The organism is Mesorhizobium sp. WSM4904, from assembly GCF_029674545.1.
In the GTDB taxonomy this organism is placed as follows: domain Bacteria; phylum Pseudomonadota; class Alphaproteobacteria; order Rhizobiales; family Rhizobiaceae; genus Mesorhizobium.
Map to the genome: position 1 here is coordinate 4,044,200 of NZ_CP121354.1, position 16,412 is coordinate 4,060,611.

Below are 16,412 nucleotides of genomic sequence, written 5' to 3' on the forward strand. Positions count from 1 at the left end.
GGCTGCTGCTCAATCCGGGCTTGCCAGGCGCTCGGATGCCGGCATTCGCGGCCGGCGAAATGTCCCAGGACCAGCTCGACCAGCGGATCCACGACTATATCCTGGCCCATCCGGAGGTTCTCGTTCAGGCGCTGCAGAGCCTGGACGAGCGCCAGCGTCAGGCGGAGGCGGCCGAAGCCAGGAAGGTGCTCAAGGCGCGTGCGGACGACATCTTCCACGACAGGCGGAGCCCAGTCGGCGGCAATGCGCAAGGCAATGTCACCCTGGTCGAGTTCTTCGATTATAATTGCCCTTATTGCCGAATGATGGCGCCGATCATGGAACAGGCCGTGGCCGACGATCCGCAGCTTAGAATCGTCTACAAGGAATTTCCCATCCTCGGCCCTGATTCCGTGTTCGCGGCCAAGGCCGCGCTCGCCGCTGACAAGCAAGGCAAATACGCGGCGTTTCACAAGGCGCTCTATGCGGCAAAGACAAGGGTGACTGAGGCGGTCGTGCTCAAGACCGCCGCCGAGGCCGGGCTGGACGTCGAACGCATGAATACCGACATGCGTCAGCCGGACATCCAGGCATCGATCGACCGCAACACGGAACTGGCCCAGGCACTGAGGATCACCGGGACGCCGGGCTTCGTTGCAGGCGACCAGATTTATCCCGGCGCGACCAATCTTGCGACCCTGAAGACATTGGTCAACCAAGCGAGGGCCGGCAAATGAGCAGCACCCCAAACCGGCGCACGGTTGTTCTCGGCGCGTTCGGCGTCGCCACGGCTGCGGGCCTTTTCGAGCGGCCGAGGCCAGCAATCGCCGCCGACGATCCCGAATTGGCCAAGCGTTTCAAGGATCTCAGCGAGAACGGCAACAGCACCTGCTCGGCCAAGTTCACGGACTCGATCGCGACGATGCCACCGATGTCTCGCATCAAAGGCTCATGCTGCAGTCCGATGGAATTGAAGCGCTACGGCGAGCAGGTGCGAGGCCTTGCCAAGTACCGCGCCATCCCGATGATCCCCGGCGATCCTTATGACATTGCGGCCGCGACAGCGCAGCAGATGATGCCGTATTACGATCTGAAGCTCACCGGAGACGAGCAGAAGGCCTATGACTACGCGATGGCCAATTCCGAGGAGAAAGGTCCCTGCTGCTGTCCTTGCTGGCGCTGGAAGGTGTATGGCGGACTGGCGAAATACCTGATCCACGAGCATGGTTTCGACGGCAAGCAGATCGTGGATGTGTGGAACCTCTCCGACGGCTGCGGCGGAGGAATGTAAGGCTTGCCGGCGAAGTGACATTCCGCCCGCTGATCGCGGCTGGCCAACCGGAAACCTCGTCGACTTGACAGACCTGCGCTGCGATCTAGTTCACCTCGCAATCGCCGGTACACGCCCCGGGGAGGCCGGCTCTCGCCACCCAGGGAGGATGATCGCCATGATGGACGGTTCGGCTTGGATGATGGGGGGCATGGCGCTCATCTGGGTCTTGGTCTTCATCACGCTTCTGCTCGGCATAGCGGCGCTGGTCAAATACCTGCGAAGCTGATCGGCCCTGCGTCCCGGCAACGTCGCGGCCGGTGGCACATGGCGGCGAATGGGTCAGATCGGCCGCACCAGGACGTGCTTCTTTCTGCCGAGCGAGAGCTTTGCGACACCCTCCGCGCCCAGATCCTGAGGTGTCACCATGCGCCGGTCGTCGGTCACCGGCTGGTCGTTGAGGCGCACGGCGCCGCCCTGGATGTGTCGCCGCGCCTCGCCATTGGAAGCAGCGAGCCCTGCGGTCACGAATAGCGACAGGATGCCGATACCGGCCTCGAGATCGGCCTTGGCCACCTCGACGCTCGGCAGCGTGTCGGCAAGCGCGCCTTCCTCGAAAGTCTTGCGCGCGGTCTCGCTTGCCGTCTCTGCCGCCTCGCGGCCATGCAACATGGCGGTGATCTCGGTGGCGAGGATCTTCTTGGCCTCGTTGATCTCCGAGCCGCCGAGCTTTTCGAGGCGCGCGACCTCATCCAAGGGCAATGTCGTGTAGAGTTTCAGGAAACGGCCGACATCCGCGTCCTCGGTATTGCGCCAGTACTGCCAGAACTCGTAGGGCGACAGCATGTCGCCGTCGAGCCAGACGGCGCCCGAGGCCGATTTGCCCATTTTGGCGCCCGACGAGGTTGTGAGCAGCGGCGTGGTCATCGCAAATAGCTGCACGCCTTCCATCCGGTGGCCGAGATCGATGCCGTTGACGATGTTGCCCCACTGGTCGGAGCCGCCCATCTGCAGCCTGCAGCCGACGCGCTTGTAGAGCTCGACGAAGTCGTAGGCCTGCAGGATCATGTAGTTGAATTCGAGGAAGGACAGCGACTGCTCGCGGTCGAGCCTGAGCTTCACGGAATCGAAAGCGAGCATGCGGTTGACGGAGAAATGCCGGCCGACATCGCGCAGGAAATTGACGTAGTTGATCTCCATCAGCCAATCGGCGTTGTTGACCATGACCGCGTCGCCGGCGCCGCTGCCGAATTTGAGGTAAGGCGCGAAATTGCGGCGGATGCCGACGAGATTGTCCTCAATGTCTTGCGGCGTCAGCAGCTTGCGCGCCTCGTCCTTGAAGGAGGGGTCGCCGACCATCGAGGTGCCGCCGCCCATCAGCGCGATCGGCCGGTGGCCGGTCTGCTGCAGCCAGTGCAGCATCATGATCTGGATCAGCGATCCGGCGTGCAGGCTCTTCGCCGTCGCGTCGAAGCCGATATAGGCGCTCACCGTTTCCTTGGCGAAAAGCTGGTCGAGGCCGGTTTCATCCGAAATCTGATGGATGAAGCCGCGCTCGCTCATGATGCGCAGGAAATCGGACTTGAAGGCGGACATCTTTTCTTCCCGGAGATCGCTCGGCAACCGGCCGAGCCTGACGTGAAGGGGCGCGTTTAGCATCAGCGGGCGATCAGCAAAAGTGGTTTCCGGTTTTGCGTAAGATCGCCCGCCACTCAAATTGCGCGATCAGCAAAAGTGGTTTCCGGTTTTGCATTCGATCGCCCGCAATGCGGCGCGTCCTTGCTTCGCCCCTCTTGCTGGCGTAATGAGGCGCCCGCGCAAGGGCAGCACGGCCCGACGCGCCGCGACGGGGCCATCCCGCAATCTCAGATCGGACAGCTCCCGCGATGAACAGGAACTATCTCATCCTATTTCTGTTCAGCATTCTCATGACCGTCAGTGGGCTGGCAAGCCTGCCGCCGGTCGACCGCGACGAATCCCGCTTCGTCCAGTCGACCAAGCAGATGGTCGAGACCGGCGATTATATCGACATCCGCCTGCAGGATGTCTCCCGCTACAAAAAGCCGATCGGCATCTACTGGCTGCAATCGGCGGCGGTGGCGCTGAGCGGCGAGGGGGCGCACGCGCCGATCTGGGTCTACCGCCTCGTCTCCATGCTCGGCATCGCGCTCGCCGTCGTCGGCATAGGCTGGACGGGCACCAAACTCTTCGGCGCCGATGCCGGCCTGGCCGCCGGGCTGATGATGGCTGCGATCTTCGCCACCGCCTTCGAGGGCCGCGACGCCAAGACCGACGCCATGCTGCTCGCCTGCTGCGTGGCCGCGCAAGGCGCGCTGGCGCAGGTCTATCTGGCGGCGCGTCGCAAAGAGCCGGTGGCCGGCCATCTGCCCTGGATCTTCTGGATCGCGCAGGGGCTGGGGATCCTCATCAAGGGGCCGGTGACCCCGCTTCTGTCGCTGCTGACGGCAGCAGCGCTGTTCGCCTTCGAGCGCGACTGGCGCTGGCTTTTGAAGCTGAAGCTGGTGCGCGGCGTCGCCATCGTGCTCGTCATCGTGCTGCCTTGGCTCGCCCTCATCAGCTGGAAGAGTGGCGGCGCCTTCTTCCAGGAGGCGGTCGGCAAGGACATGCTGAACAAGGTGGCGCAAGGCGAGGAATCGCATGGCTTGCCGCCCGGCTTCTATATGCTCACCTATTCGCTGTTCATGTGGCCTTTCGGCCTGATCGCGGTCGGCGCCGGGTTGCAAGCCATCAACCGCTTCTGGGACGACCCGGGTCTGCGTTTCTGCCTTGCCTGGTACATCCCGTTCTGGCTGGTGTTCGAGGCGATCCCGACCAAGCTGCCGCATTACGTGATGCCCGCCTATCCCGGTATGGCGCTGCTGATCGGCTGGCTGCTGACCTTGCCGGCAGATCAGGCCAACGCGCCACTGAAGCGCTGGCAGAGCTGGCTTTGGTGGTCGACGGCCTTCGGTGTCGTCGTCGTGTCGATTGGGCTGGCCGCGGTGTGCATCGGGACGCCGATCTATTTCGCCAAGACCTTTTCCTGGTGGAGCATCCCGGCGGCGATCGCCGCGCTCGCCACCGGCTATCTTGCCTTCCCACGCCAATTGCAGGTGCCGCTCGGACGCATCGCGGCGATTGCTGTCGGCGCCGGCATCACCTTCAGCCTGCTGTTCGGCGTGATTGCGCCGTCCTTGAAGCCGATCTGGCTGAGCCCCGCCATCAAGGCAGCGGTCGATGCAAATCGCCTTTGCGATACTACCGTGCTCGCCTCGTCTCCCTATCACGAGCCGAGCTTGGTGTTCCTGGTCGGCACCAACACGGTGCTGACTGACGTCGACGGCGTCGCAAAGCACTTGGCTGCCGATCCGGGCTGCGCGCTGGGCCTCGCTCCGGTCAAGGACGAGCAGAAGCTCAACGAACTGCTTGCCGGGCAGGGCAAGTCGGCGAGGCGTCTCACCGAGATCGACGGGCTCAACTATTCGTCAGGAGACAAGTTGGCGCTCGGGCTTTATCGGGTGGCCCCGTGAGGGATAGTGTCGGGCCTCGGGTGCCCCTATAGGCTTTGCGCAATCATGTCCGCCGCCGCCCTTTACCGCCGCTCGCTCGGCAACTTCCTCGACACGATTGCAATCGTGAAGCGGCGCTTTGCCATGCGACCGGCGCGCTACCCCGAGATTCCCTGGCTCGTCTGGGTCGCTGCATGGCTTCTGCTTGCGGTGGCCGTCGGCCTCAGCCTGGACAGCGCCGCCGGCAGGATGCGCGGAGAATGGACGCCCGCCTTTGTCCATTTCACCGATTTCTTCACGGATTTCGGCCTGGGCGGCTGGTATCTCATCCCGGCGGCTCTCTGCCTCGTCGCTGCCAACCTGACGGACTGGCGCAGCCTTTCACGGCAGGCGCGGATGATGGTCTACAACTGGACGTGCTTCGCGTTCCTGGTGCTCTGCGCGGTCGGTCTTTCCGGTCTTGCGGTCAATCTCTTGAAATACGGCATCGGCCGCGCCCGGCCGCTCTATTTCGACAGTTTTGGCGTTCTGTCGCTGCATCCCTTCGCCATGGATGCGCGTTTCGCCGGTTTTCCGTCCGGCCATGCCACGACGATGGGCGCGGTGTTCGGGATACTGCTGCTGCTCTTCCCCAGGCGCTGGTATATCGCGCTGGCGGTCACCGCCTGCATTGCCTCGACGCGCGTCTTCGTCGGCGCGCATTATCCGAGCGACACGGTGGCCGGCTTCGGGCTCGGGCTTGCCTTCGCTATCGTCTCGGGGATGGTCTTCGCGCGGCTCGGTTTCATCTTCCGGCGGCCGTCCTCGACCAGACCGGTGCCGAAGCGCACGTTCCGGCTGCTGTCTTCCAGCGGGACTACGGATAGAGCATCGCCGGCAAGGCGGAGCCGCGGCCAACTGTCGGCTGACCGCCCATAGATAACGTCTGAGAGCGTAAGAAGGTTTATCTCAGCCGCTTTGGCCGCGGATCGGCGAGCTCGCCCGCCAGCCGCCGGTCGAGATAGTCGGCACATTCCTCGATCAGCAGTTCGGCGTGGTTGGCGAAGAAATGGTTGGCGCCGGGGATCGTCTTCTGCGTGATGGTGATGCCCTTTTGCGTATGCAGCTTGTCGACCAGCGTCTGCACGTCCTTGGGCGGCGCCACCTTGTCGGCGTCGCCGTGGATGATGAGGCCGGATGACGGGCAGGGCGCCAGGAAGGAGAAGTCGTAGGTGTTGGGCTGCGGGGCGACCGAGATGAAACCCTCGATCTCCGGCCGGCGCATCAGGAGCTGCATGCCGATCCAGGAGCCGAAGGAATAGCCGGCGACCCAGCAGCTCTTGGAATCCGGATGCAGCGATTGCACCCAGTCGAGCGCGGCGGCCGCATCCGACAGCTCGCCGGTGCCGTGATCGAACTCGCCCTGGCTGCGGCCGATGCCGCGGAAATTGAAGCGAAGCGTGGTGAAATCTCGCTTCTGGAACATGTAGAAGAGGTCGTAGACGATCTTGTTGTTCATCGTGCCGCCGAATTGCGGGTGCGGATGCAGCACGATGGCGATCGGCGCGCTCTTTTCTTTCGAGGGCTGATAGCGTCCCTCCAGGCGACCAGCCGGACCGGCGAAAATGACCTCAGGCATAAAATACTCCACGTGGCATACGAAGGCGCTAGCCCGGACCTCTTCTGCGGCCCCAAGTTTTCTGTGGCCTTGACGCCGGGCAAGCGTCTTCCTAGAAGCTAGTTTAGAATTGTTCAAAACTGGGTGGCCGAAACGTATAAGTTCGGCCGCCCGCGCCGCAAGCCGGGTAAATAGGACGGCTTGCCTTGCAATTTCAAGGAAATAACGCGCTATCCTCGCGGAATGGCTGCTGACGGGATTGACTGAAGGAAAATGGCCGCAACTCGCGCCTATCTCGACTACAACGCCAGCGCACCTCTCATCGGAGAGGCGCGGTCGGCAATGGTTGCTGCGCTCGATGCCGCCAATCCGTCGTCGGTCCACACCGAGGGCCGTGTAGCGCGGCGGCTGATCGAGGATGCGAGGCGCGACATGGCGAGGTTGGTCAATGCCAAGCCCGAGCATGTCGTGTTCACCTCCGGCGCGACCGAGGCGGCCTCGACGCTGCTTACCCCAGACTGGCAGATGGGGCGCGGCGCCATCCGCATGAGCCGCCTTTATGTTTCGGAGGCTGACCATCCTTGCGTGCTCGGCGGCGGGCGCTTTCCGGCCGCACAGGTGACGCGTATCGGTGTCGATCGCAACGGCATTGCCGATATCGAGGCGCTGACCAAGGCGCTCACCACGCATGACCGGGCCGATGGCCTGCCGCTGGTCGCGATCCATGCCGCCAACAACGAGACGGGCGTGATCCAGCCGATCGGCCGCATCGCCGAAATCGTCAAGACCGCTGGCGGCGTACTGGTCGTCGATGCCGTGCAGGCTGCCGGGCGGATTCCTATCGACATGTCAGCCGGTTATGCCGATTATCTGATCCTGTCCTCGCACAAGATCGGCGGCCCGAAGGGCGTCGGCGCCATCGTCGCCCAGGCCGACCTGATGATGCCGAAGCCGCTGATCAATGGCGGTGGCCAGGAGAAGGGCCATCGCGCCGGCACTGAGAATCTTCCCGGCATTGCCGGTTTCGGCGCCGCGGCGCGGGCAGTGCTCGCCGGTCTGGACGACATTGACGCGGTCGCGCGTCGGCGCGACGAGGTCGAGGCGATCGTGCGGGAACTGGTCCCGGACGCGGAAATCTTCGGAGTGGCGGCATCAAGGCTTGCCAATACGACATTCTTCGCTATTCCCGGCATCAAGGCCGAGACGGCGCAGATCGCCTTCGATCTTGCAGGCGTGGCGCTGTCGGCCGGCTCCGCCTGCTCGTCGGGGAAAGTCGGGCCAAGCCACGTGCTGAAGGCTATGGGTCGCGGCGACAGTCTTGGTGCTTTGCGCGTCTCGATCGGTCGCGCCACCGGTGCCGAGGAGATCGAGGCGTTCCGGACGGCGCTGGCGGGCGTCGTCGCGCGCCGGGCGGGGAAGGAACAGGCTGCCTGACGGCGGCGGAGCGTCGCACCGAGAGCACCTTGCGGTTCTCGGAAATCCGGTGCTCGAAAGCGAATTCAGGCCATTCGGCCTGGTAGAGTTGTGCGTTTCGTCTTGGCCGGGTGAATTCCAGGTCGGAATGCACTATATGGAGCTTACGCCGCTTCGGGCGCCGCCAAGGTGCTCGTCCCAGCGGTGCCATAGTTTGAAAACTGCCGGGCCTTGACCCCGGCGAGGATGGAGAACGCTTATGCCTGCTGTGCAGGAGACGATCGATCGAGTCCGAAAGATCGACGTCGACCAGTATAAATTCGGATTCCAGACAGAGATCGAGACGGACAAGGCCCCCAAGGGTCTGAACGAAGATATTATTCGTTTGATCTCCGCGAAGAAGCGCGAACCGGACTGGATGCTGGAATGGCGGCTGGGCGCCTTTAGGCGCTGGCTGACGCTGGAAGAGCCGACCTGGGCGCGCGTCAAATATCCGAAGATCGACTTCCAGGATATCCACTACTACGCCGCGCCGAAGAGTTCGCCGGGTCCGAAGTCGCTGAGCGAGGTCGATCCCGAACTGCTCAAGGTCTACGAGAAGCTCGGCATTCCGCTGAAGGAGCAGGAGATCCTGGCCGGCGTCCAGAAGGCCGACACCTCGGAACTGGAGGAGGCCAACGACAACGTCTACAAGTCGGGCCGCGTGGCAGTCGACGCCGTGTTCGATTCGGTCTCGGTCGTCACCACCTTCAAGAAGGAGCTGGCCGAGGCCGGCGTCATCTTCTGCTCGATCTCGGAGGCGATCCGCGAGCATCCGGAACTGGTACAGAAATATCTGGGCTCGGTCGTGCCGACCTCGGACAATTTCTACGCCACGCTGAATTCGGCCGTGTTCACCGACGGCTCCTTCGTCTTCGTGCCGAAGGGCGTGCGCTGCCCGATGGAGCTGTCGACCTATTTCCGCATCAATGAGCGCAACACCGGCCAGTTCGAACGCACGCTGATCATCGCCGAGGAGGGGGCCTATGTCTCCTATCTCGAGGGCTGCACGGCGCCGCAGCGCGACGAGAACCAGCTGCATGCCGCTGTGGTCGAGCTGATCGCGCTCGACGATGCCGAGATCAAATACTCGACGGTGCAGAACTGGTACCCGGGCGACGCCGAAGGCAAGGGCGGCGTCTACAACTTCGTCACCAAGCGCGGCGACTGCCGCGGCGACCGCTCGAAGATCTCGTGGACGCAGGTCGAGACGGGCTCGGCCATCACCTGGAAATATCCGAGCTGCATCCTGCGCGGCGACGATTCCAGCGGCGAGTTCTATTCGATTGCCGTGTCGAACGGCTATCAGCAGGTCGATAGCGGCACCAAGATGATCCATCTCGGCAAGAACACGTCGAGCCGCATCATCTCCAAGGGCATTGCCGCCGGCTCCTCGCAGAACACCTATCGCGGCCAGGTCTCGGCGCACCGCAAGGCGGCCAACGCGCGCAACTTCACCAACTGCGACTCGCTTTTGATCGGCGACCAGTGCGGCGCGCACACCGTGCCTTACATGGAAGCCAAGAACGCGACGGCGAAGTTCGAGCACGAGGCGACGACGTCGAAGATTTCCGAGGACCAGAAATTCTACGTCATGCAGCGCGGCATTCCCGAGGAGGAGGCGATCGCGCTGATCGTCAACGGCTTCGTCAAGGACGTCATCCAGCAGCTGCCGATGGAGTTCGCCGTCGAGGCGCAGAAGCTGATCGGCATCAGCCTAGAGGGTTCGGTCGGCTGACCGCAAAAAGATATTCAGGAAGAAATTATGCTCGAGATCAAGAATTTGCACGCCCGCATCGTCGATGACGGCACCGAGATCATCCGTGGGTTGAATCTCTCGGTGAAAGCCGGCGAGGTCGCCGCCATCATGGGCCCGAACGGTTCGGGCAAGTCGACGCTGTCCTACATACTTGCCGGCCGCGAGGACTATGAGGTCACCGAAGGCGACATTCTCTACAACGGCCAGTCGATCCTCGAAATGGATCCGGCCGAGCGCGCCACCGCCGGCGTCTTCCTCGCCTTCCAGTATCCGATGGAGATACCGGGCGTGGCGACCATGGAATTCCTGAAGGTGGCGATGAACGAGCAGCGCAAGGCGCGCGGCGAGGAACCGCTGAAGGTGCCGGAGTTCCTGAAGCGCGTGAAGGACGCCGCCGCCTCGCTCAACATGGACATGAACATGCTGAAGCGGCCGCTCAATGTCGGCTTCTCGGGCGGCGAGAAGAAGCGCGCCGAGATCCTGCAGATGAAGCTTTTGGAACCGAAGCTCTGTGTGCTCGACGAGACCGATTCCGGCCTGGACATCGACGCGCTCAAGATCGTCGCCGACGGCGTCAATGCGCTGCGCTCGCCGGAGCGGGCAATCGTCGTCATCACCCACTACCAGCGCCTGCTCGAGCACATCGTGCCGGATAGCGTGCACGTGCTCTACAAGGGGCAGGTCATCAAGTCGGGCGACAAGTCGCTGGCGCTCGATCTCGAAACCAACGGCTATGCCGGCGTGATTGGCGAAGCCGCGTGAGATGGGGCCGAGTGAGGCGAGAGCAATGAACATGCACGCACAGCCCCAGCGGACACTGGCCGAGACGGCGCTGATCGATGCCTTCGGCGAGCGGCTTTCGCTGCTGCCCGGCGATGGCGCGGTGATGACGAAGCGCGACGACGCGATCGAAGCCATCAAGCACGGCCTGCCGACGCGGCGCATCGAATCCTGGCACTATACGGACCTGCGCCGGCTGCTGACCTCGGTGCCGATTTTCGAGGCCGAGACGATTGCGAAGGCACTCGAGCCGGTTCTCGACGGCGCCGCGGTGCTGCCGGTGCTGAACGGCGTCTCCACCGGCAAGCTGCCCGAGATCGAGGGTGTCACGGTACAGCGCCTGTCGGAAAAACTCACCGATGGCAGTGTCGCGCCTGGGCTCGATCCCTATGGCGCCGATGACGCGATCGGCGCGCTGAACACCGCCTTCGTCGCCGACGGCTATTTCGTCGACATCGCCGACGGCACGGTGCTGGAAAAGCCGATCGAGCTGCAGAACCTGCAGTCCGGTGGCCAGGCGCATGTGCGGCTGCTGACGCGCGTCGGTGCCGGCGGCAAGGCGATCATCGTCGAGCGCCAGGCGGGCGAGGCGGACGAAAACGGCGGCGCGCTCATCAGCTCCGTCAGCCAGCTCGTGGTCGGCGATGGCTCCGAAGTGACCTGGCTGATCGTGCAGGAGCAGCCGGATACGGCCACGCATCTCGCCCAGTTCAAGGCGCATATCGGCAAGGATGCGAAGCTGACGCTGTTCGTCATGAACGCGGGCGGCAAGCTCGTGCGCCAGGAAGTCGTGGTCAGGACCACGGGTGAGGGCGCGGATTTCAAGCTGCGCGGCATCAACCTTCTGGCCGGCGACACGCATACCGACACCACGATGGTGCTCGACCATGCCGTGCCGCACACGAGCTCGACGGAAGTGATGCGCAACGTGGTGACCGGCAGGGCGCGTGGCGTCTTCCAGGGCCGCATCAACGTGCACCAGTATGCGCAGAAGACCAACGCCAAGATGGCCTGCAACACGCTGCTTCTGTCGGATGACGGCGAGTTCTCGACCAAACCGGAGCTGGAGATTTTCGCCGACGACGTCGTCTGCGGCCACGGCGCGACGGTCACGGAGATCGACCACAACCATCTGTTCTATCTGATGGCGCGCGGCATCGACGAGAAGACGGCGCGGGGCCTGCTGGTGAAGGCTTTCGTGGCCGAAGTGATCGAGGAACTGGACGACGAGGCGCTGGTAGACGCGCTCGAAGCGCGGCTCGACGGCTGGTTCCTGACGCACGGGTAGCACTTCCCTTCTCCCCTTGTGGGAGAGGGTGGCCGAGCGAAGCTCGGTCGGATGAGGGGTGTTGGAAGGATCGCGGCTTTGGCCGCCAAGGACTTCGAAATGGACCAGAAGATCGAAACCGCTCCCTATGATGTCGAGGCAATCCGCCGCGATTTTCCGATCCTGTCGCGCCAGGTCTATGGCAAGCCGCTGGTCTATCTCGACAATGGCGCCTCGGCGCAGAAGCCGCAGGTGGTGCTCGACACCATCCAGCATGCCTATTCACAGGATTATGCCAACGTCCATCGCGGCCTGCATTTTTTGTCGAATGCCGCGACTGATGCCTATGAGAAAGCTCGGGAAACGGTGCGCCGCTTCCTCAACGCGCCGAGCACCGACAACATCGTCTTCACCTCCAACACGACATCGGCAATCAACACGGTCGCCTATGGTTGGGGCATGCCCAGGATCGGCGAAGGCGACGAGATCGTGCTCTCGATCATGGAGCACCATTCCAACATCGTGCCCTGGCATTTCATCCGCGAGCGGCAGGGCGCCAAGCTCGTCTGGGTGCCGGTCGACGACCTCGGCGCCTTCCATATCGAGGAATTCGAGAAGCGGCTGACCGACCGTACCAAGCTCGTCGCCATCACTCACATGTCCAACGCGCTGGGCACGGTGACGCCGATTAAGGAGATCGTGCGCATCGCGCATGCGCGTGGAATTCCCGTTCTCGTCGACGGCAGCCAGAGCGCCGTGCACATGGCCGTAGACGTGCAGGATCTCGACTGCGATTTCTTCGTCTTCACCGGCCACAAGGTCTACGGCCCGTCGGGCGTCGGCGTGCTCTACGGCAAGAAGCATAGGCTGGAAGAGATGCGGCCCTTCATGGGCGGCGGCGAGATGATCGAGGAAGTGACGCAGGACATCGTCACCTATAACGAGCCGCCGCACCGTTTCGAGGCCGGCACGCCGCCGATCGTGCAGGCGATCGGCCTGGGCGCGGCGCTGGAATATATGGAGAAAGTCGGCCGCGAGCGCATCGCAGCACACGAGGCGGACCTCAAGAATTACGCGCATGAGCGGCTGCGCGCCATCAATTCGCTGCGCATCTTCGGCGACGCGCCCGGCAAGGGCGCCATCATTTCGTTCGAACTGCAGGGCATCCATGCCCATGATGTGTCGATGGTGATCGACCGGCAGGGCGTCGCGGTCCGCGCCGGCACCCATTGCGCCCAGCCGCTGTTGAAACGCTTCGGCGTGACCTCCACATGCAGGGCATCGTTCGGCATGTACAACACCAGGGCCGAAGTGGACGCTTTGGCCGATGCGCTGGAAAAGGCGCGGAAATTCTTCGGGTGACGACCATGGACGATGTAAGCACCACCGCAGAGACCGCACCGGAAACGGCCGGCAACGGTATCGTGTCAGCCTCGGCTATTCCCGCCGAGGAACTGGCGCGGCTGACCGACGACATCGTGTCGGCGCTGAAGACGGTCTACGATCCGGAAATCCCGGCCGATATCTACGAGCTCGGCCTGGTCTACAGGATCGACATCGAGGACGACCGCTCGGTCAAGATCGACATGACGCTGACCGCGCCGGGCTGCCCGGTCGCCGGCGAAATGCCGGGCTGGGTCGAGAACGCCGTCGGCGCCGTCGAGGGCGTCTCGGGGGTCGAGGTCAACATGGTTTTCGACCCGCCATGGACGCCCGACCGCATGTCGGAAGAGGCGCAGGTCGCGGTGGGATGGTATTGACCAACGACCCGACAGAGATTGGTTGGCTTGCAGCAAAGGTGAAACTTCACCATCTTAAGGGCAGACTCATTCCGTGGGCCTTGAACCCGCGCGAACGTGGAGAATAACATGGGACGCTTCGCCGTCATCACGATGACCGACAAGGCCGCCGACCGCGTGCGCGAGATCGTCGCCACGCGGGAGAATGCCAACGGCATCCGCCTCGGCATCAAGAAGGGCGGCTGCGCCGGCATGGAATACACTATAGATCTCGTGACCGAGCCGAACCCCAAGGACGACCATGTCGAGCGCGATGGCGCGCATGTCTATGTCGCGCCGGAAGCCGCGCTCTTCCTGCTCGGCACCGAGATGGATTTCGAGCAGACGGCGCTGCGCACCGGCTTCACCTTCAAGAACCCGAACCAGAGCTCAGCCTGCGGCTGCGGCGAATCCGTCGAGCTGAAGCCGGCTGACCTCAAGGCCCTGGCCGAGGCGCGCGCTTCAAGCGCTGCTTAAGTGAGCGCCGAGGCATATCGTTGGCGATGTGCCTGCTGTGACCGGGAGTTTACCGGGCTTCCCACCGATATGGCCTTTGACGCGCCGGTGAATCCGGACGCGCTTGACGAAGTGGCTCGGTCGAACTTCCGCAAGAATGATGATTTTTGCGTGGTGACCTACGCCACAGGGCAAACAGACCGGTTCATTCGTTGTCTGCTGCCTTTGCCCGTGCCTCAGTTATCCGAGGAGTTCTGTTTCGGTGTTTGGATGTCAGTCTCGGAAAGAAGCTGGAATGTCTATCGAGGTGGATATGATAGCGGCCAATATGAGGACGAGCTCTGCTTCGGTTATTTGATGCACGACATTCCTGAGTATCCAAGCTCGATGTACCTGCATGCCAATGTTGTGTTTCAGCCCGGCAATCTGCGGCCCAAGGTTTTTCTGCATGATGCAGACCACCCCTTGGTCGTCGCGCAGCGCGAGGGGGTGGACGTGACGCAGATCGAGCGCTGGGTTGCTCTAAGCCACCGCTCTTAGATTTAGGCGTTAATCAACCCACATCCCAGTCCGCTTGTGCCAGTCGGCGATCGATTCCTCGGGATAGACGTCGAACACCTTGTCTTGTCTGCCGATCACCGGCTCGACCCAGTTCGCCTTGTATTTCAGCATCAGATGGACCTTTTCCGGCGGCTTCGGCAGGTCGCTGTCGACCGCCGAGGCGAAGGGATGGACGAGGTCCGGCCAGGTCGGATCGTAGAGCCAGAGCGCGGCGCCGCATTTCCTGCAGAAATTGCGCTCGCCGGTGGAGACCTCGCAATGCGGGTGCTCGTCGTCCTCGATCTCGGCGCGGTAGACGCCGAGGCTGCGCTTGCCTGTGACGTTCATCGTTTTGTAGTCGGCGCCGAGGTTGATCGCAAAACCGCCGCCGCCCTGCTGCTTGCGGCAGATCGAGCAGTAGCAGAGCATGAACGGCACGGGCGTGTGGCTTTCCACCTCGAAGCTGACGGCGCCGCAGCGGCAGGAGCCTTTGAGCAGGACGGGCATGGCGGGAACTCCATTTCCAGGTCTCAACCTGTCAGCATGCTTTTGGTTGCGGCGATGACAAGGCCCATTCCGGATGCGATGATTGCGGCATGGACGATGAGCGCCTTCGGGAATTGTTCGAAAGCCTTGGCCCGATAAGCATCCGCAAGCTGTTCGGCGGCAAAGGCGTCTATCGCGACGGCGTTATCGTCGCCGTCGTCGTGCGCGACGAGCTGATGCTGAAGGCCGACGAGGAGAGCATTCCCGATTTCGAAGCCGCTGGCTGCAGCCAATGGACCTATACCGGCTCGCGCCACGGCAAGGAGGTGGCGATGCCCTATTGGAGCGTGCCTGACAGCGCCATCGACGATCCCGATGAAATGGCGGTGTGGGCGCGGCGGGCTTATGAGGCTGGAAGGCGGGCTGGGAAGTGACTTTTTAAGGGCGCGTTGTGGCGACCTTGAAACGTCGAGGGACAGCACCCCCTCTGTCCTGCCGGACATCTCCCCCGCAAGGGGGGAGATCAGCAGCTTCGCTGACGGCGCTACAACGCCTTGGCGATCTCCGCCGCCAGCCGCGCATTGTTCTCGACCAGCGCGATGTTGGTCTTGAGGCTGCGGCCGCCGGTCAGTTCCAGGATCTTCGCCAGCAGGAAGGGCGTCACCGCCTTGCCGGTGACGCTCTGCGCTTCGGCCGCCTTCTGCGCGGCCTGGATATAGCCGTCCATCTCGGCGGCCGGGATTTCGTCGTTCTGCGGCACCGGATTGGCGACCAGCATGCCGCCGCCGAGGCCCAGCGCCTGGCGCGTATGGTACAAATGCGCGATGTCCTCAGGCCCATGCAGCGTCAGCGGGGCACGAAACGGCGACTGCCTCGACCAGAAGGCGGGCATGGTTTCGCAACCATGGCCGATGACCGGCACGCCGCGCGTCTCCAGCACCTCCAGCGTCTTCTCGATGTCGAGGATAGCCTTGGCGCCGGCCGAGACGACGATGACCGGCGTGCGCGCCAACTCGTCGAGGTCGGCCGAGATGTCAAAGCTCTTTTCCGCGCCCTTGTGGACGCCGCCAATGCCGCCGGTGGCGAAGACTTTTATGCCCGCCATATGCGCCGCGATCATGGTGGCCGCCACCGTGGTGCCGCCGGTGCGCTTTTGAGCGACGGCAAAGCCGAGATCGGCGCGCGAAAGCTTCATGGCGTCGCCGGTCATGGCGAGCGATTCGCGCTCGCCGTCGGACAGGCCGATCTTGATGCGGCCGTCGACCACGGCGATCGTCGCCGGCACCGCGCCGCCATCGGCGATGATCTGCTCGACCTTGGCGGCCATCGCGCCATTGTCGGGATAGGGCATGCCGTGGGTGATGATGGTGCTTTCTAGCGCCACCACCGGCCGCCCGGCGGCAAGCGCCTCCGCCACCGGCGGGTGGATGTCGATGAAGGGGCGGGCGGTTTCGGGTGTCATGTCTGTTCTCCGATCGAAGCGCCAAACGCTTCGCAAGATGATCTGGGCAAGATGATCTGCGCAAGATGATCCGGTGG

General features: G+C 63.2%; 17 protein-coding genes. 13 read left to right on the forward strand and 4 right to left on the reverse strand.

Annotation, left to right across the window (positions count from 1 at the left end):
- The first annotated feature begins 35 nt into the window (after positions 1–35).
- The gene (locus QAZ47_RS19305) at positions 36–716 is read left to right on the forward strand and encodes a DsbA family protein (protein ID WP_278230418.1); all 681 of its coding nucleotides are present in this window, start codon (positions 36–38) and stop codon (positions 714–716) included.
- Entirely contained in the window at positions 713–1,270 is a 558-nt protein-coding gene (locus QAZ47_RS19310) for a hypothetical protein (RefSeq protein WP_278202301.1), read from the forward strand. The genes QAZ47_RS19305 and QAZ47_RS19310 overlap by 4 nt, the downstream gene beginning before the upstream one ends.
- A gap of 321 nt (positions 1,271–1,591) precedes the next feature.
- Here QAZ47_RS19310 and tyrS read toward each other — a convergent pair whose 3' ends face one another.
- On the reverse strand, positions 1,592–2,845 hold the full coding sequence (gene tyrS, locus QAZ47_RS19315) for a tyrosine--tRNA ligase (protein WP_278202302.1): 1,254 nt from the start codon (positions 2,843–2,845) through the stop codon (positions 1,592–1,594).
- A gap of 290 nt (positions 2,846–3,135) precedes the next feature.
- Here tyrS and QAZ47_RS19320 point away from each other — a divergent pair, with 290 nt between their 5' ends.
- Together QAZ47_RS19320 and QAZ47_RS19325 are read left to right on the forward strand one after the other, a co-directional pair.
- A complete protein-coding gene (locus QAZ47_RS19320) occupies positions 3,136–4,779 on the forward strand; it encodes a glycosyltransferase family 39 protein (protein WP_278202303.1) in 1,644 nt (547 codons plus the stop codon).
- Between the two features lie 45 nt (positions 4,780–4,824).
- Positions 4,825–5,676, forward strand: a complete 852-nt coding sequence (locus QAZ47_RS19325; RefSeq protein WP_278230420.1) for a phosphatase PAP2 family protein — start codon at positions 4,825–4,827, stop codon at positions 5,674–5,676.
- A gap of 25 nt (positions 5,677–5,701) precedes the next feature.
- Here QAZ47_RS19325 and QAZ47_RS19330 read toward each other — a convergent pair whose 3' ends face one another.
- On the reverse strand, positions 5,702–6,376 hold the full coding sequence (locus tag QAZ47_RS19330) for an alpha/beta hydrolase (protein WP_040969528.1): 675 nt from the start codon (positions 6,374–6,376) through the stop codon (positions 5,702–5,704).
- Positions 6,377–6,628: 252 nt separating this feature from the next.
- Here QAZ47_RS19330 and QAZ47_RS19335 point away from each other — a divergent pair, with 252 nt between their 5' ends.
- From QAZ47_RS19335 to QAZ47_RS19370, 8 genes are all read left to right on the forward strand, one after another.
- The gene (locus QAZ47_RS19335) at positions 6,629–7,789 is read left to right on the forward strand and encodes a cysteine desulfurase family protein (protein WP_278230421.1); all 1,161 of its coding nucleotides are present in this window, start codon (positions 6,629–6,631) and stop codon (positions 7,787–7,789) included.
- Positions 7,790–8,027: 238 nt separating this feature from the next.
- Positions 8,028–9,545 (forward strand): Fe-S cluster assembly protein SufB, encoded by a 1,518-nt coding sequence (gene sufB / locus QAZ47_RS19340; protein ID WP_278202306.1) that lies wholly within the window; start codon positions 8,028–8,030, stop codon positions 9,543–9,545.
- Between the two features lie 27 nt (positions 9,546–9,572).
- On the forward strand, positions 9,573–10,328 hold the full coding sequence (sufC, locus tag QAZ47_RS19345; RefSeq protein WP_278230422.1) for a Fe-S cluster assembly ATPase SufC: 756 nt from the start codon (positions 9,573–9,575) through the stop codon (positions 10,326–10,328).
- 25 nt (positions 10,329–10,353) lie between these two features.
- Complete coding sequence (gene sufD / locus QAZ47_RS19350; protein ID WP_278230423.1) at positions 10,354–11,634, forward strand: Fe-S cluster assembly protein SufD; 1,281 nt, start codon at positions 10,354–10,356, stop codon at positions 11,632–11,634.
- A 99-nt stretch (positions 11,635–11,733) separates the two neighbouring features.
- The gene (locus QAZ47_RS19355) at positions 11,734–12,975 is read left to right on the forward strand and encodes a cysteine desulfurase (protein ID WP_278230424.1); all 1,242 of its coding nucleotides are present in this window, start codon (positions 11,734–11,736) and stop codon (positions 12,973–12,975) included.
- A gap of 5 nt (positions 12,976–12,980) precedes the next feature.
- Positions 12,981–13,373: an SUF system Fe-S cluster assembly protein gene (locus QAZ47_RS19360; RefSeq protein WP_278230425.1), complete on the forward strand. Its 393-nt coding sequence runs from the start codon at positions 12,981–12,983 to the stop codon at positions 13,371–13,373.
- 108 nt (positions 13,374–13,481) lie between these two features.
- Positions 13,482–13,868, forward strand: a complete 387-nt coding sequence (gene sufA / locus QAZ47_RS19365; RefSeq protein ID WP_278230426.1) for a Fe-S cluster assembly scaffold SufA — start codon at positions 13,482–13,484, stop codon at positions 13,866–13,868.
- On the forward strand, positions 13,869–14,387 hold the full coding sequence (locus QAZ47_RS19370) for a DUF2199 domain-containing protein (protein WP_278230427.1): 519 nt from the start codon (positions 13,869–13,871) through the stop codon (positions 14,385–14,387).
- 9 nt (positions 14,388–14,396) lie between these two features.
- Here QAZ47_RS19370 and QAZ47_RS19375 read toward each other — a convergent pair whose 3' ends face one another.
- Entirely contained in the window at positions 14,397–14,894 is a 498-nt protein-coding gene (locus tag QAZ47_RS19375) for a GFA family protein (RefSeq protein WP_278230428.1), read from the reverse strand.
- A gap of 89 nt (positions 14,895–14,983) precedes the next feature.
- Between QAZ47_RS19375 and QAZ47_RS19380 the strand changes: the two genes are divergently transcribed.
- Complete coding sequence (locus QAZ47_RS19380) at positions 14,984–15,307, forward strand: TfoX/Sxy family protein (RefSeq protein WP_278230429.1); 324 nt, start codon at positions 14,984–14,986, stop codon at positions 15,305–15,307.
- Between the two features lie 110 nt (positions 15,308–15,417).
- Here QAZ47_RS19380 and QAZ47_RS19385 read toward each other — a convergent pair whose 3' ends face one another.
- Positions 15,418–16,335: a pseudouridine-5'-phosphate glycosidase gene (locus QAZ47_RS19385; RefSeq protein WP_278202315.1), complete on the reverse strand. Its 918-nt coding sequence runs from the start codon at positions 16,333–16,335 to the stop codon at positions 15,418–15,420.
- Between the last annotated feature and the right edge of the window lie 77 nt (positions 16,336–16,412).

Bases quoted from the DNA above. Each gene is read 5' to 3' on its own strand.
- sufA (WP_278230426.1), top strand. From the start codon at position 13,482: ATGGGACGCTTCGCCGTCATCACGATGACCGACAAGGCCGCCGACCGC.
- QAZ47_RS19310 (WP_278202301.1), top strand. From the start codon at position 713: ATGAGCAGCACCCCAAACCGGCGCACGGTTGTTCTCGGCGCGTTCGGC.
- QAZ47_RS19385 (WP_278202315.1), bottom strand. From the start codon at position 16,335: ATGACACCCGAAACCGCCCGCCCCTTCATCGACATCCACCCGCCGGTG.
- QAZ47_RS19355 (WP_278230424.1), top strand. From the start codon at position 11,734: ATGGACCAGAAGATCGAAACCGCTCCCTATGATGTCGAGGCAATCCGC.
- QAZ47_RS19380 (WP_278230429.1), top strand. From the start codon at position 14,984: ATGGACGATGAGCGCCTTCGGGAATTGTTCGAAAGCCTTGGCCCGATA.
- QAZ47_RS19360 (WP_278230425.1), top strand. From the start codon at position 12,981: ATGGACGATGTAAGCACCACCGCAGAGACCGCACCGGAAACGGCCGGC.
- sufD (WP_278230423.1), top strand. From the start codon at position 10,354: ATGAACATGCACGCACAGCCCCAGCGGACACTGGCCGAGACGGCGCTG.
- sufB (WP_278202306.1), top strand. From the start codon at position 8,028: ATGCCTGCTGTGCAGGAGACGATCGATCGAGTCCGAAAGATCGACGTC.
- QAZ47_RS19330 (WP_040969528.1), bottom strand. From the start codon at position 6,376: ATGCCTGAGGTCATTTTCGCCGGTCCGGCTGGTCGCCTGGAGGGACGC.
- QAZ47_RS19325 (WP_278230420.1), top strand. From the start codon at position 4,825: ATGTCCGCCGCCGCCCTTTACCGCCGCTCGCTCGGCAACTTCCTCGAC.
- sufC (WP_278230422.1), top strand. From the start codon at position 9,573: ATGCTCGAGATCAAGAATTTGCACGCCCGCATCGTCGATGACGGCACC.
- QAZ47_RS19305 (WP_278230418.1), top strand. From the start codon at position 36: ATGCCGGCATTCGCGGCCGGCGAAATGTCCCAGGACCAGCTCGACCAG.
- QAZ47_RS19335 (WP_278230421.1), top strand. From the start codon at position 6,629: ATGGCCGCAACTCGCGCCTATCTCGACTACAACGCCAGCGCACCTCTC.
- tyrS (WP_278202302.1), bottom strand. From the start codon at position 2,845: ATGTCCGCCTTCAAGTCCGATTTCCTGCGCATCATGAGCGAGCGCGGC.
- QAZ47_RS19320 (WP_278202303.1), top strand. From the start codon at position 3,136: ATGAACAGGAACTATCTCATCCTATTTCTGTTCAGCATTCTCATGACC.
- QAZ47_RS19375 (WP_278230428.1), bottom strand. From the start codon at position 14,894: ATGCCCGTCCTGCTCAAAGGCTCCTGCCGCTGCGGCGCCGTCAGCTTC.